Origin of the sequence: Streptomyces hamibioticus, from assembly GCF_047946815.1 — a bacterium.
GTDB lineage: Bacteria > Actinomycetota > Actinomycetes > Streptomycetales > Streptomycetaceae > Streptomyces.
The window spans coordinates 955,978-970,190 of sequence record NZ_JBKKQY010000001.1; the positions used below are offsets into that span (position 1 = coordinate 955,978).

Genomic DNA, 14,213 nt, shown 5'->3' on the forward strand with positions numbered 1-14,213 from the left:
GCAGCGGGAGCCGGAGGGCGGGCCGGTGGACAGCCAGCGGCCCACGGGCGGGCGCCTCGGACGTACCGCGTACGGCGCGCCGACCTGCGTTGTCGCCCTTTTTCGCACCATAGTGGGGCTCCATGAGCACGGAACCGATCGAACAGCCAGAGCCTCCGCTCAACGCTCATGCCACCGGCGCGCCCGACCGCATCCTGGTCGGCATCGGAATGGCCGCCGTCGTCGCCCTGGTCCTGTGGGCGTGGCTCGGCGACGAGTCCTTCGACAGCGTCTCCACCACGAGCCTCGCATGGGTCCTGGACAACTTCGGCTGGCTGTTCGTGGTCGCCGCGGACGTATTCCTGGTCCTGTGCCTGGTGATCGCGTTCAGCCGGTTCGGCCGGATCAGGCTGGGCAGGGACGAGTCCGAGCCCGAGTTCGGGAACCTCGCGTGGATCGCGATGATGTTCAGCGCGGGCATGGGCATCGGTCTGATGTTCTACGGCGTCGGGGAGCCGCTCACGCACTATCTCAACCCGCCCCCGGCCAGCGGTGTGCAGAGCGAGTCCGCGGAAGCGGCGCGTACGGCCATGCAGTACTCGTTCTTCCACTGGACGCTCACCCCGTGGGCGATCTACGGGATCGTGGGGCTGGCGCTGGCGTACGCCACGTTCCGCAAGGGCCGCGGCAACCGGCTCAGCGCCGTGTTCGTGCCGCTCATCGGGGCCCGGCGGGCGGTGTCGTGGCAGGGCAAGGTGATCGATCTGCTCGCCGTCTTCGCGACCGTCTTCGGTACGGCGACGAGCCTGGGCCTGGGCGCGCTCCAGGTCGCCGAGGGGCTCGATCTCACGGTGGGGGTGGACGCCACCCTGTCCTCGGAACTGGTCATCATCGGCGCGCTGTCGGCGGCCTTCGTCGTCTCGGCCTTCTCCGGTCTGCACCGGGGCATCAAGTGGCTGTCGACGCTGAACATCCTGCTCGCGGCGGGCCTGATGGCGTTCGTCTTCCTGCTCGGTCCGACCGTCTACGTCCTGGACACGATCCCGGCCTCCGTCGGCGGCTATCTGCAGAACCTGCTGCCGATGGCCACCCGCACCGGCGCCTTCTCCGACCACGCCTGGCTGGGCAGCTGGACCATCTTCTACTGGGCCTGGTGGCTGTCGTGGGCGCCGTTCGTGGGGACGTTCATCGCCCGCATCTCGCACGGCCGGTCCGTCCGCGAGTTCCTCATCGGCGTGCTGCTGGTGCCGAGCGGCGCGACCGTCGTCTGGTTCTGCGTGATGGGGGGTTCGGCGCTCCGGCTGGACTCGACGGGAGAGGCGGACCTCACGGCCACGGTGGCGGACGGCGCCGAGGCGTCGCTGTTCGCGATGCTGGACGCGCTGCCGATCGGCACGGTCACGTCGTTCATCGCGATGATCCTGGTCATGACCTACTTCGTCACCAGCGCCGACTCGGCGTCCCTGGTGATGGGCTCCCTGACCAGCCGCGGTGCGCTGCATCCCCCGTCGTGGCTCGTGGTGGTGTGGGGGGTGCTGATGGCGTCGGTGGCGGCGGTGCTGCTGGTGGTCGGCGGGCTGGACTCGCTCCAGACGGCCACGATCCTGGTGGCGCTGCCGTTCGTGGTCGTCATGCTGGTGCTGTGCTGGGCGCTGCTGAAGGAACTGCGGGAGGATCCGGGCGCCGGCCCCGCCCGGCACCACGGGCTGCACGGGCTGCGGGACGTCGTACGGACGATGGTCGGCGACGTCGTCACGGAGCAGGCCCCGGCGCGCCACCACCGGCTGCGGCGGGCGGCGAAGGCGCGCTCGGAGTCCGAGGAGCAGGGCTGACCGGCCCGGGCGGTGTCCGGGGCGGGCCCGCGTCAGCCGGGCTCTGACCCCCGCACGCGCCAGGGCGGGGACCGGCCGCCGCCCGGGGCAGGACTCCTCGGACGGCGGCTCCCCGGTCTCCCGTTCCACCGGCGGCCTCGCGTACCCGCTGCGGCCTCCCGTACCACCTGCGGCCTCGCGTAACCGGTGCGGTCTGCCGTACCACCTGCGGCTCGGAGCTCCTGTCCCGGCGTCGGCCGGCTCGGCGGGGAGGCGGGAGCGCACGTTCCCCGGTGCCTGGCGCGAAGGTGTGAATGGTGGTTCACTTCTTCCATGGCCTACCGGAAGACCCCTGCCGAGATCCGCCGGCTGGAAGCCGCCCGGGACCGTCTCGTCGCCTGCGCCACCGCCGTGGTCGCCGAGGTGGGATGGGCGCAGGCCTCGGTGACCGCGGTCGCCGGGGCGGCCGGGATGGCGGCCGGCTCCGTCTACCAGCACTTCCCGTCCAAGGCGGCGCTCGCCGTCGAGGTGTTCCGGCGGGCGGCGGAGCGCGAGGTCGAGGTGCTCGGCGCGGTGCTGCGCGGTGACGGCGATCCCGTCGAGCGGCTCGCCGCCGGCGTGCGGGTCTTCGCCCGCCGCGCGCTGGAGAACCGCGGCCTGGCCTACGCGCTGCTCGCCGCCCCGGCCGAACCGGCGGTCGGCGCCGAGCGCCTGGACTTCCGGCGCCGCTACCGCGCCCTGTTCGCGGAAGTGGTCCGCGAGGGCGTCGGGAAGGGCACACTGCCGCCGCAGAACGCCGAGGTCACGGCCGCCGCCCTGACCGGTGGGGTCGGCGAGGTCCTGGTCGTACCCCTGGGCGAGGCGGAGAGCGGCGACACCGGCGAACTGCTCACCGAACTCACCGCCATGGCCCTGCGGTGCGCGGGCGCCGCACCGGACGCGCCGACCGCGCCGACCACCTGAACCCGCCGCCACCCGTCATCCGGAGGGAACCCCGTGACCGCATCCGCCGCACCGCGCAGCACCCCCACCGCCGTGACCCACGAGGTGACCAACCAGCCCCCGCCGCTGACCGGGCACGACGTCGCCGAGGACCCGGTGCTGATCGAGGGCGTGCGCCGGGAGGGCGCCGACTGGTACCTCGCCGACCTGCACCGGATCGGGCGGCTGGCCGGCGGTGAGGAGGCGCAGCGCTGGGCCGAGGAGGCCAACCGCCACGAGCCGGTGCTGCGCACCCACGATCGCTACGGCCACCGCATCGACGAGGTCGACTTCCACCCCTCGTACCACGCCCTGATGAACGTGGCCGTCGGTGAGGGCCTCGCCGGGTCGGCCTGGGCGGACGAGCGGGCCGGTGCCCATGTGTCGCGGGCCGCCGGGTTCATGGTGTGGAGCAGCACCGACGCGGGACACGGCTGCCCGGTCTCCATGACGTACGCCGTGGTCCCCGCCCTGCGGCACGCCCCCGGCCTGGCCAAGACCTACGAGCCGCTGCTCACCAGCCGGGTCTACGACCCCGGCCTGCGCACGCCCACCGGCAAGCGCGGACTGCTCGCCGGGATGGGCATGACGGAGAAGCAGGGGGGCTCGGACGTGCGGGCCAACACCACGACCGCGGTGGAGCGGTCCGACGGGACCTGGCGGCTGCGCGGGCACAAGTGGTTCACCAGCGCCCCGATGAACGACCTCTTCCTGGTGCTCGCCCAGGCGCCCGGCGGGCTCTCCTGCTTCCTCGTGCCGCGCGTGCTGCCCGACGGCAGCCGCAACACCTTCCGCGTCCAGCGGCTCAAGGACAAGCTCGGCAACCGCTCGAACGCCAGCAGCGAGCCCGAGTTCGACGACACCGTGGCCTGGCTGGTCGGTGCCGAGGGCAAGGGGGTGCGCACCATCATCGAGATGGTCACCATGACCCGGCTCGACTGCGTGCTGGGCTCCGCCGCCGGTACCCGCACCGCGCTGGCGCAGGCGGCCCACCACGTACGGCACCGCTCCGCGTTCGGCGCCAAGCTCATCGACCAGCCGCTGATGCGCAACGTCCTCGCCGACCTGGGCGTCGAGTCGGAGGCCGCCACCACCCTCGCGCTGCGCCTGGCCGGGGCCGCCGACCGGGCGGTGCGCGGCGACGCCCGGGAGCGGGCCTTCCTGCGGCTGGCCACGGCCGTGGCCAAGTACTGGGTGTGCAAGCGCCAGCCCGCCGCCGTCGCCGAAGCGCTGGAGTGCCTCGGCGGCAACGGCTACGACGAGGCCTCCGGCATGCCCCGCCTCTACCGGGAGGCTCCGCTCAACGGCATCTGGGAGGGTTCGGGCAACGTCAACGCCCTCGACATGCTGCGGGCGCTGGCCCGGGAACCGGAGTCCCTCGACGCCTTCCGCGCCGAGGTCGAGGCCGCGGCCGGCGCCGACCGCCGGCTGGACACGGCCTGGCGCGAGCTGCGGGCGGAACTCGTTCCCACGGAGGACGCCCCGCTGCGGGCCCGCCGGGTCATCGAGCGGGCGGCGCTGGTGCTCCAGGGCTCCCTGCTCGTCCGGCACGCCCCGGCCGCCGTCGCGGACGCCTTCTGCGCGTCGCGCCTCGCCGGGGACCGTGGCCTCGCCTTCGGCACGCTGCCGCCGGCGACGGACTTCGCGGGGGTGCTGCGCCGTCTGCCCTGCTGACGGTGCCGGGTCCTGTCCCGGCCGCCGGGGTTCGTGGCGGTCCCGGCCCGGCCACCGGGTCTTTGACGGTCCCGGCCCGTCGGCCGTCCGGTCCGGACGTGCCCCGTCGCCCTCGGGTCAGGTCCGCCAGGCGTCGGCGCCCGCCCCGCGCCATTCGATCAGCGAGGAGGCCACCGCTTCGTCGGGGTCGAGTTCGATTCCGACGCGGCGCACCAGCGCCACGACGTCCGCGAGGCTCGTCGCCACTCCCGCCGGCGCTCCTCCGACGGACACCTGGCGCCCGGGGGTGTCGCCGGGCCGGTGCACGACCACGGGAGCGACCCTGCCGCGCCGTCCGCCGGGAGGCCGCGGGCACTCCCACGGATCCGGCCCCCGTCCCTCGGATCTCGCACGCCACCTGGCGGACATCTCATCACGCACCCCGGCATTCTTGCACAGTGCAAGGGTGTGGAGCCGGACGGCCTCGCCCCGGGCCGGCCCGGCCTTGCCTGGCCCTGACCCGCCCTACTCGGAGGTGGTCCGCGCCGTCTCGGTGTCCCGCCGTCCGTCGCCGTCGGCCATGCCCGCCAGGTCCTCGACGTCGAAGGCGCGGGCGATCGGAACGTCCGTAGAACTGTGCGCGACGATCGAGAAGGCGATGCAGACGGCGATGAGCGTGAACGCCTGTTCCGCCTCGGGGACGCCGGAGTGCAGCACCAGCAGCCCGTAGACGACCGACGCGAACCCCTTCGGGCCGAACCAGGCCGCGACCAGCCGCTCCTTGCGTGTCAGGCGCGTGCCGACGAGGGACAGCAGGAGCGAGGCCGGCCGGATCAGGACGATCGCCAGGATCACGGCCAGGTACCCGCCCACCGAGAGGTCACCGAACAGCTGCGGGGTCAGCAGCGCGCCGAACACCAGCAGTGCCGCGAACTTCGCCAGCTCCGCCAGTGCCTCGCCGAGGGGCGCGAAGGACTCCTTCGCCTCCGGGGAGAGGTGGGCGATGACCGCGCCCGCCGAGAAGGCCGCCAGATACGGGTTGGCGTGCGTGAGGTGGCAGGCGGCGTACAGGATGACCCCGACGGCCAGCGGCAGCAGCGGCTGGAGCTTCGGTTCCGCGCCCAGCAGCCGGAAGCGCACCAGCCAGTTGACCAGCAGCGGCAGCAGACAGCCGAAGACCAGTCCGAGGAGCAGTTCCAGGGAGATCGCGCCGGGCGACGCGTGCATGCCCTCGGCAGTGGGGCCCGCGGCGGCGATCAGGATCAGCACGACCGGGAGGGCGAGCCCGTCGTTGATCCCGCTCTCCACGTTCAGCAGCTGACGCAGCTTGGCGGGGACCTCCGCCCGGCCCACGATCGCCGAGGCGAAGACCGGGTCGGTCGGCGCCAGGACCGCGCCGACGAGGAAGGACGTCGTCCAGTCCAGGCCCACCAGGTAGTGCGTCACCAGCGCCATGAAGACGAACGCCAGCGGCATGCCCAGGCCCAGGGCCCGTGCCGGGTTCCGCCAGTTGGACCGCAGCTTGTCGAACGACACGTGCATGCCGTCGGTGAACAGCACCGCGAAGAGCGCCAGATCGGCCGTCACGGACACGATCTCGCTGTCCGGCGTGACATGGATCAGCCCGAGGAAGCCGTCGCTGACGAGCGCGCCGCCGACCAGGAACAGCAGGGACGTCGACAGGACCGTGCGTGCCGCGAGCCCCGACAACAGCACCGCCACCAGCAGCGCGACGCCGAACACCACTACCAGGACCATGCCGGAAAGCCCCCGATCGGAAGAAGATTGCCCCTGCTCGCCGACCAGACTTCCCGGCACACCGAGGCGCACACTACATGTTCTTGACACGTCATCGACAGCTTGCTCATGCGCACACGGAGTAGTCGCACATTGCCGGGTCCCGGCAGTGTCGGCACCGGGGCGGAGCGGCCCCCGCGGCCGGACGGCGCTGTTCGCGGGGGAGACATCCACCCACCGATGCCCCAGACTCTAAGCAGGACATGAGGTCGATCCCGCTCGAGAGGTCGGACCTGTGCATGATGTGCCGTTCTGGTTGTGGGCGGTTTTCGCCGTCACCGTGATCGTGTCGTTGGCCGTCGACCTGCTCGCGCATCGACAGGCGCATGTCATCGGCTTCAAGGAGGCCGCGGCCTGGAGCTGTGTGTGGGTGGGGCTGGCGGTGGTGTTCGGCGCCGTCGTCTTCGTCGTCGTCGGCACGACCGCCGGCGTGGAGTACACGACCGCGTGGCTGCTGGAGAAGAGCCTGTCCGTCGACAACCTCTTCGTCTTCGCGCTGATCTTCGGCTATTTCCAGGTGCCGCGCGCCTATCAGCACCGGGTGCTCTTCCTCGGGGTGCTCGGCGCCCTGATCTTCCGCGGCGTCTTCCTGGCCGCCGGTGTGGCGGTGGTCAGCCGCTTCACCGCCGTGCTGTTCGTCTTCGCGGCCATCCTCTTCTGGAGCACGTACAAGATCCTCCGGGAGGAGGACGACAGTTTCGACCCCGGCAAGAGCATCGCCGTGCGCATGCTGCGCAAGGTCGTCCCGGTGCGGGACGAGTACGCGGGGCCCCACTTCTTCGTGAAGGAGGCCGGCAAGCGCGTCGCCACGCCCCTGCTGGCGGTCGTCGCCGCCATCGAGGCCGCGGACCTGGTGTTCGCCGTGGACAGCGTGCCCGCCGTCCTGGCCGTCAGCAGCGACGCGTTCATCGTCTACACCAGCAACGCCTTCGCCATCCTCGGTCTGCGTGCCCTGTACTTCCTGCTCGCCGGCCTGCTGGACCGCTTCCACTACCTCAGCAAGGGTCTGGCGCTCATCCTGGGCTTCATCGGCGTCAAGCTGATCCTTCAGGCCTCGCACAAAACGATCAGCACGGCCGTGCCCGAGATCCCCTCGCTGCTCAGTCTCGCCGTCATCGTGATCGTGCTGGCCGTTTCCGTCGGGCTGAGCATGGCCCGGCCCCCGGCATCAGGCGAACGCGACGACCACGGCGACCACGGCGACCACGGCGACCACGGCGACCGTGAGAAGCGTCAGGGTCCCGAGGACCTCGTAGACCGCATAGACCGCATAGACCGCGAAGACCGCGAAGACCGCGAAGACAAGGCATGGACCGAGGCGAATGAGCCACCCGACGGTTAAGGCACGTCAAGCACCCCCCAAACGCCATTAAAAAGGACGTAAAATACCATCATGAACAGCGAGCGACGACACAAGGCGGCCTCGCACTCCCCGCAGGTCTGCCCCAAGTGCAAGCAACCGGTGGAAGCCGTCGTGGAACGGCACAAGAACATGGCGGTCTACGTTCCCGTCTGGTCCCCGGGCCCCTGTCGCAACCCGCGGTGCGAGCGGTACGAACCGGAAATGGTGCCGATCGACTCGGTGCGCGGTCCCCGGAAAGAAGGGGGCGACGAGACCGGCCGGCCGGCCGGCTAGCCGCTCACGTCGCCCCCTGTCTCACACCGCGAGGGTCTTCGCCGGCCGCTCCGGCTGCTCCGGCCGCTCCGGCTGCCGGGCGAACTGCGTGCGGTACAGCTGCGCGTACCGTCCGCCGGCGGCCAGCAGTTCGTCGTGCGTGCCCCGCTCCACGATCCGGCCCGCCTCGACCACGAGGATCTGGTCCGCCGCGCGGACCGTGGACAGCCGGTGGGCGATGACCACGGCCGTCCGGCCCTGAAGCGCCTCGGTGAGGGCCTCCTGCACGGCCGCCTCCGAGGTGTTGTCGAGGTGGGCGGTGGCCTCGTCGAGGATCACCACGCGCTGGCGGGCGAGCAGCAGCCGGGCGATGGTCATGCGCTGGCGCTCGCCGCCGGACAGCCGGTAGCCGCGCTCGCCGACCACCGTGTCCAGGCCGTCCGGCAGCGACCGTACGAGGTCGTCGAGGCGGGCGCGCCCCAGGGCGTCCCACAGCTCGTCGTCACTCGCGTCGGGGCGGGCGAGCAGCAGGTTGGCGCGGACGGTGTCGTGGAAGAGGTGGCCGTCCTGGGTGACCATCCCGACGGTCTCCCGCAGTGACCCGGCGTTCAGGTCGCGCACGTCCACGCCGCCGATCCGCACGGCGCCGCCGTCGGTGTCGTACAGCCGGGGCAGCAGCTGGGCGATGGTCGACTTGCCGGCGCCGGAGGAGCCGACGAGGGCGATGGTCCGACCGGGCTCGGCGCGGAAGGAAACGCCGTGCAGCACCGCGGCGCCGCCCCGGCTGTCCAGCGTGGCGACCTCCTCCAGGGAGGCGAGGGAGACCTTGTCGGCCGACGGGTAGCCGAAGCGGACGTCGTCGAACTCCACCGACACCGGGCCGTCCGGGACCCGGCGGGCGTCCGGCTTCTCCTCGATCAGCGGCTTCAGGTCCAGCACCTCGAAGACGCGCTCGAAGCTGACCAGCGCGCTCATCACCTCCACCCGGGCCCCGGCGAGCGCGGTGAGCGGCGCGTACATCCGGGTCAGCAGCAGCGCCAGTGCCACGACGGCACCCGGCTCCAGGCTGCCGCGCAGCGCGAACCAGCCGCCGAGCCCGTAGACCAGAGCCAGGGCGAGGGCGGAGACCAGGGTCAGCGCGGTGATGAACGCCGCCTGGGCGGTGGCGGTGCGCACGCCGATGTCGGCGACCCGCCGGGCCCGCACCGCGAACTGGGCCGACTCCTCCTCCGGACGGCCGAACAGCTTCACCAGTGTGGCGCCGGGCGCCGAGAACCGCTCGGTCATCCGGGTGCCCATGGCCGCGTTCAGGGCGGCGGCCTCGCGCTGCATGCGGGCCATGCGGCTGCCCATGCGCCGGGCCGGCACGACGAACACCGGGAGCAGTGCCAGCGCGAGCAGCGTGATCTGCCAGGACAGGGTGAGCATCACGGCGAGCGTGAGCAGCAGCGTCACCAGGTTGCTGACCACGCCGGACAGGGTGTTGCTGAACGCCCGCTGGGCGCCGATGACGTCGTTGTTGAGACGGGAGACGAGCGCTCCCGTACGGGTACGGGTGAAGAACGCGACCGGCATGTGCTGCACATGATCGAACACGGCCGTGCGCAGATCGAGGATGAGTCCCTCCCCGAGCGTCGCCGAGAGCCGCCGGGAGAGGATGCCGAGCCCCGCCTCGGCGACGGCGATCAGCGCGATGAGCAGGGCCAGGCGGACGACGGTTCCCTCGTCGCCGTCCGACACGATCGTGTTCACGACGCGGCCGGCCAGGACGGGAGTGGCGACGGCGAGCAGAGCGGTCACCACCCCGAGCACGACGAACAGGGTGATACGGCGGCGGTGCGGACGGGCGAAGGCGCCGATGCGGCGCAGCGTCGCGCGGGCGAAGGGGCGGCGGTCCTGCTCGGCGTTCATGACGCTGTGCAGCTGGGTCCAGGCGGTGGTCTCCATGCTCATGGTCAGGACGGTAGGACCTCAAGCAACCTTGAGGTCAAGCGTCGTCCGCCGTCCGTCCGCAACCCGCCGGTCCCGCCGCGCCACCAATGGGTGGCCTGCTGTGGCCTGTTACTGATCGGCCTGCGGGATCCGGACGACCGCAGTCCCTGCCTCCAGGTCTACCGCGGCTCGGCGAAGCGGGACTCCGCAGGCAGTCGACGTCGATCCGGCCTCGGTCGAGCCCGTCGTACATGGCGCCGTGCCGACGCCGGTGCTCCGGCGACAGCCCGGTTCTCCGGCAACAGGGTCGGCTCCACCGCCGGGCGCGCCGCATCCGGCGCACAGAGCGCCCCCGGGCTCAGCGGCGGTGGGGCCGCACGCCGACGCGTACCGGTCCGCCGCCCGGGTTCACGCGATCGGTCCAGCGTGCCGACAGACGCAGGTTCCGGTTCGGCACGGCCGTACGGGCCCGGAGGCGTTCGCGGTGCAGTGTGCGGCCGTCCTGGGTGACGTACAGGACCGGGCGGGTCAGCAGGGCGTCGGTGCGCAGCACGTACGGGAGCCGGTCGGACGGGGTGACGCGGTGCGGCGCGATCCAGCGCAGGGGCGCTTCGGCCAGCAGGGGGACGGAACCGGGGCGCTCGCCGGAGCGGGGCCACTCGCCCGAGGCGAGCCAGTCGCGTACGGCGGCCGCGGCCCGGGCGCCCTCGCGGGCCGCGGTGGCGGCGGTCCCGGCGGGGTGCAGCACGCTGCCGACGGCGAACACGCCCGGCCGCGCGGTGCGCAGGGCGCCGTCGACGGCGGGGCCGCGGGTGCCGGGGTCCAGGGCGATGCCGCCGCGCCGGGCCAGACCGTGCTCGGGGGCGAAGTCGCCGGTGAACACGACGGTGTCGCAGGGCAGCGTCGCCGTACGTCCGTCCCGGTGGCGTACCCGGACACCCGACAGCCGTCCGTGGCCGAGGAGTTCGGTGACCGTGGTGGACGTGAGCACGGGGACCCGGCGGCGCAGCCGTGCGTCCAGCGCCCGCACGGTCCCCGTCTGGACCACGGGCAGGCCGGTGACCAGGGCGACGACCTCGGCCCCGGCCGCCCGCACGGTGCCGGCGGCGGCGTAGGAGACGTCCTCGGCGCCGACGATCACCGCCCGGCTGCCGATCCGCTGCCCGAACAGGTGGACGGCCTGCTGGAGTTCGCCGGTGGTGTAGACGCCGGCCGGGCGGGTGCCGGGAACCAGGCGGGCGGCGCGGGGGCGTTCGCGGGCGCCGGTGGCGAGCACGACCGCCCGGGCGGCGAGGGTCTCCGGTCCCCGGGGCCCGACGGTCGTCAGCGACAGCGGCCCCGCCCAGTCCAGGGCGGTGACGCCGGTCCGCACGGACGCGCCCGACCGCAGCGCCGCCTCGGTGAGCCGGCGGGCGTACGCGGGGCCGGTCAGCGGGCGCGGCCAGGTGCCGAAGCCGCCGTGCGCGCAGTGCCGGGGCACGCCCCCGGCGCGCTGCTCCCGGTCCAGCACCTCCACCGAAGCCCCGTCGGCCGCCAGCCGGGCCGCGGCGGCGAGTCCACCGGGTCCGGCGCCCACCACGAGCACCTCGACGCGTCGGGTCACGCCCGTCCCTCCTCCAGCAGCGCGCGGACGGCCGCCCCGCAGTGGAAGCCCTGGCAGCGGCCCGCCCGCGCGCGGGTACGGCGGCGCAGTCCGTCGAGATCGCGGGGCGGGACCGTACTGGCCAGGGCGTCGCGGATCTCGCCGCGGGAGACGCGCTCGCAGTGGCAGACCAGGGTGCCGTACTCCGGGTCGGCGGCGATCAGTTCGGGCCGCTGGTACGGGCGGGGAAAGGCCTCGCCGATGTTGGGCATGCGCACCGGGTCCGGTGCCCGCTCCGGGCCGAGGTCCAGTCCCGTGCCGGCGAGCAGCCCGGCGACATGGTCGGCGATGGCGAGGGAGGCCGTCAGTCCGGTGGAGCGGATGCCGCCGACGGTGACGTACGCGCGCTCCGGGTGAGCGGCGATCCGGTAGTCGTCGTGCCCGGTGGCGGCGCGCAGTCCGGCGTAGACCGCGGTGACCTCCTCGTCGGCCAGCGCGGGCAGGACGCGGCGGCCCCGGGCGCGCAGCAGGGCGATGCCCTCGGCGGTGGAGCCGGTGGCGGTCTTGTCGTCCAGGTCCTCGGCGGTGGGCCCGACCAGGACGTTGCCGTGGACGGTGGGGGCGACAAGGACGCCCTTGCCGAGGGCGGTGGGGACGGGCAGCAGGATGTGCCGCACCAGCGGGCGGGCGGCCTTGTCGTGGACGATGAGCTGGCCGCGGCGCGGGGTGACGGTGAAGTCGTGCAGCCCGAGCCGGGCGTCGAGGGTGTCGGCGTGCAGTCCGGCCGCGTTGACCAGCCACCGGGTGCGGAGGGCGCCGCGCGGGGTGTGCAGGAGATGGGTGTCCTCGTCCGCCCGCACGTCGCCCACGGGGCAGCCGAGGTGCAGGTCGACCCCGGCGCGGACGGCCTGGGTGGCGTACGCCAGGGTGGTCGTCCACGGGCAGACGATGCTCTCGCCGGGCACGTGCAGGGCACCGAGGGCGCCGGGGCCGAGGTGCGGTTCGCGGGCGTAGAGGTCGCCGGGGGCGAGGAGGCGGGCGGCGTCGTAGGCGTTGCGCCGGGCCTTGTCCGCCAGGCGGGGCAGGGCGGCCAGCTGTTCCTCGTCCCAGGCCACGAGCAGCGCGCCGACCGGCTCGACGGGGATGCCGGACTCGGCGGCGTAGACGGTGAGGGCCCGGGCGCCCGCGCGGACGAGCCGCGCCTCCAGCGAGCCGGGCACGGCGTCGAAACCGGTGTGCAGGATCGCCGTGTTGGCCTTGGACGTGCCCTGGCCGACGTCGCCCCGGGCCTCGACGAGGGCGACGCGCAGCCGCGGGTGGTGGGCGAGTCGCCGGGCGATCGCGCAGCCGACCACACCGGCGCCGACGATCGCCACGTCGTACGGCTGCGGGGGCAGCGGACCGTCGGCGGTGACCGTCATGCGGGGTCCCCGTCGAGCAGGGCGGCGACGGCGGAGCGGAACCGGCCGAGGCGGTCGGCGGCCTCGTCGGCGGTGATGCGCGGTTCGTACACGGCCGCCGGTGCATCGTCCGGCAGCACCTCGGCCGGCGTCAGGCCGGGTTCCGTGCCCAGCCGGGCCAGGGCGGCGACGCCGAGCGCGGTGGCGTCCGGCAGGACGGACACCTCGACGGGGCGTTGCAGCAGGTCGGCCTGGGTCTGCATGAGCAGCGCCGAGCGGGTCAGACCGCCGTCGGCGCGGAGCACGGTCAGGGGGGAGCCGAGGTCGGCCGCGGCGGCGTCGGCGAGTTCGGCGACCTGGGCGGCCAGTCCGTCGCACAGTGCGCGCACCAGGTGCCCGGGCGTGGTGTCCAGGCCGAGCCCGGTGAGCGAGCCGCGCAGGTCGCCGCGCCACCAGGGGGCGGCGAGGCCGACCAGCGCAGGGACGAAGGTGACGCCACCGCTGTCCGGCACCGCGCCGCCGACGGGGTCGAGGTCGGCGGCGCCGGTGATGACGCCGAGGTCGGTGAGCCAGCGCACGGCGGAGGCGGCCGTGTAGACCTGGCCGTCGAGGCAGTAGCCGGCGCGTCCGGCGAGCCGCCAGGCGACGCAGCTGACCAGGCCGGAGGCGCCGCGGCACGGGGTGTCGCCGGTGTGGGCGAGCAGGAACGCGCCGGTGCCGTAGGTGCACTTGGCGGTGCCGGGTGCGGTGACCCGCTGGGCGAACAGGGCGGCCTGCTGGTCGACGGCGAGGCCCGTGAGCGGGAGTTCGGGGCCGAAGGCGGTGGTCGTGCCGACGGGCCCGGCGTTGTCCACGATCTCCGGGAGGCGTTCGCCGGTGAGGCCGTACACCTCCTGGGCGCGGGGCGACCAGTCGACGCGGTCGAGGTCGAGCAGCTGGGTGCGGGAGGCGGTCGCGGCGTCGGTGACACAGGCACCGGTGAGCCGGTGGACCAGCCAGGCGTCGGAGGTGGTGACCAGGCCGTCCCCGGTGAGCCGGCGGCGTATCCAGGCCATCTTCGGGGCGGCGAAGTACGGGTCGAGAGGCAGGCCGGTGAGGTCGCGCAGCTCGTCGGCGTGCGGGGCGAGTTCGGCGCAGACGGTCTCGGCGCGGCGGTCCTGCCAGACGAGGGCGTCGGTCAGCGGGCGGCCGGTGTCCGGATCCCAGGCGAGGACGGTCTCGCCCTGGTTGGCGAGGCCGAGGGCGGTGACCGGTTCACCGGCCTCGGACAGGGCGCGGTGCCCGGCGGCGAGGACCGAGCCGTACAGCTCCTCCGGGTCTGCCTCGACCCGGCCGCCGGGCAGGTGGCGGGGGCGGACGGGAGCGAAGCCGGTGCCGATGACGCCGCGTTCGGGGCAGACCACCAGGGCCTTGGTGCCCGAGGTGCCCTGGTCGACGGCGAGCAGCGGTCCCCTGGTCAACGC

Annotated in this window: 11 protein-coding genes; 5 read left to right on the top strand and 6 right to left on the bottom strand. The window is 73.6% G+C overall.

Going from position 1 to position 14,213, the window contains the following annotated elements:
- Positions 1–122 precede the first annotated feature (122 nt).
- The 3 genes from ACLGIH_RS04375 to ACLGIH_RS04385 all read left to right on the top strand — a co-directional run bounded on the left by ACLGIH_RS04375 (position 123) and on the right by ACLGIH_RS04385 (position 4,445).
- On the top strand, positions 123–1,811 hold the full coding sequence (locus ACLGIH_RS04375; protein WP_416523883.1) for a BCCT family transporter: 1,689 nt from the start codon (positions 123–125) through the stop codon (positions 1,809–1,811).
- Between the two features lie 312 nt (positions 1,812–2,123).
- Positions 2,124–2,753, top strand: a complete 630-nt coding sequence (locus ACLGIH_RS04380; protein WP_416523884.1) for a TetR/AcrR family transcriptional regulator — start codon at positions 2,124–2,126, stop codon at positions 2,751–2,753.
- Positions 2,754–2,786: 33 nt separating this feature from the next.
- Entirely contained in the window at positions 2,787–4,445 is a 1,659-nt protein-coding gene (locus tag ACLGIH_RS04385) for an acyl-CoA dehydrogenase family protein (protein ID WP_416523885.1), read from the top strand.
- Positions 4,446–4,562: 117 nt separating this feature from the next.
- On the opposite strand, the gene ACLGIH_RS04390 is transcribed toward ACLGIH_RS04385, so the two are convergent.
- Positions 4,563–4,691, bottom strand: a complete 129-nt coding sequence (locus ACLGIH_RS04390; RefSeq protein WP_416523886.1) for a hypothetical protein — start codon at positions 4,689–4,691, stop codon at positions 4,563–4,565.
- 258 nt (positions 4,692–4,949) lie between these two features.
- Positions 4,950–6,182 carry a cation:proton antiporter gene (locus ACLGIH_RS04395; RefSeq protein WP_416523887.1) on the bottom strand — a complete coding sequence of 411 codons (1,233 nt, stop codon included), beginning with the start codon at positions 6,180–6,182 and terminating at the stop codon, positions 4,950–4,952.
- 274 nt (positions 6,183–6,456) lie between these two features.
- On the opposite strand from ACLGIH_RS04395, the gene ACLGIH_RS04400 reads away from it, so the two are divergent.
- Together ACLGIH_RS04400 and ACLGIH_RS04405 are read left to right on the top strand one after the other, a co-directional pair.
- Positions 6,457–7,563: a TerC family protein gene (locus ACLGIH_RS04400; RefSeq protein ID WP_416523888.1), complete on the top strand. Its 1,107-nt coding sequence runs from the start codon at positions 6,457–6,459 to the stop codon at positions 7,561–7,563.
- 51 nt (positions 7,564–7,614) lie between these two features.
- Positions 7,615–7,857, top strand: a complete 243-nt coding sequence (locus ACLGIH_RS04405) for a hypothetical protein (protein WP_416523889.1) — start codon at positions 7,615–7,617, stop codon at positions 7,855–7,857.
- 21 nt (positions 7,858–7,878) lie between these two features.
- Here ACLGIH_RS04405 and ACLGIH_RS04410 read toward each other — a convergent pair whose 3' ends face one another.
- From ACLGIH_RS04410 to ACLGIH_RS04425, 4 genes are all read right to left on the bottom strand, one after another.
- A complete protein-coding gene (locus ACLGIH_RS04410) occupies positions 7,879–9,783 on the bottom strand; it encodes an ABC transporter ATP-binding protein (RefSeq protein ID WP_416529278.1) in 1,905 nt (634 codons plus the stop codon).
- A gap of 343 nt (positions 9,784–10,126) precedes the next feature.
- Positions 10,127–11,371: an NAD(P)/FAD-dependent oxidoreductase gene (locus tag ACLGIH_RS04415; protein ID WP_416523890.1), complete on the bottom strand. Its 1,245-nt coding sequence runs from the start codon at positions 11,369–11,371 to the stop codon at positions 10,127–10,129.
- On the bottom strand, positions 11,368–12,771 hold the full coding sequence (locus tag ACLGIH_RS04420) for an FAD-dependent oxidoreductase (protein WP_416523891.1): 1,404 nt from the start codon (positions 12,769–12,771) through the stop codon (positions 11,368–11,370). Before ACLGIH_RS04420 ends, ACLGIH_RS04415 begins: the two co-directional genes overlap by 4 nt.
- Complete coding sequence (locus tag ACLGIH_RS04425; protein WP_416523892.1) at positions 12,768–14,210, bottom strand: FGGY family carbohydrate kinase; 1,443 nt, start codon at positions 14,208–14,210, stop codon at positions 12,768–12,770. The genes ACLGIH_RS04420 and ACLGIH_RS04425 overlap by 4 nt, the downstream gene beginning before the upstream one ends.
- Positions 14,211–14,213 lie beyond the last annotated feature (3 nt).

Bases quoted from the DNA above. Each gene is read 5' to 3' on its own strand.
- ACLGIH_RS04375 (WP_416523883.1), top strand. From the start codon at position 123: ATGAGCACGGAACCGATCGAACAGCCAGAGCCTCCGCTCAACGCTCAT.
- ACLGIH_RS04380 (WP_416523884.1), top strand. From the start codon at position 2,124: ATGGCCTACCGGAAGACCCCTGCCGAGATCCGCCGGCTGGAAGCCGCC.
- ACLGIH_RS04395 (WP_416523887.1), bottom strand. From the start codon at position 6,182: ATGGTCCTGGTAGTGGTGTTCGGCGTCGCGCTGCTGGTGGCGGTGCTG.
- ACLGIH_RS04405 (WP_416523889.1), top strand. From the start codon at position 7,615: ATGAACAGCGAGCGACGACACAAGGCGGCCTCGCACTCCCCGCAGGTC.
- ACLGIH_RS04410 (WP_416529278.1), bottom strand. From the start codon at position 9,783: ATGGAGACCACCGCCTGGACCCAGCTGCACAGCGTCATGAACGCCGAG.
- ACLGIH_RS04420 (WP_416523891.1), bottom strand. From the start codon at position 12,771: ATGACGGTCACCGCCGACGGTCCGCTGCCCCCGCAGCCGTACGACGTG.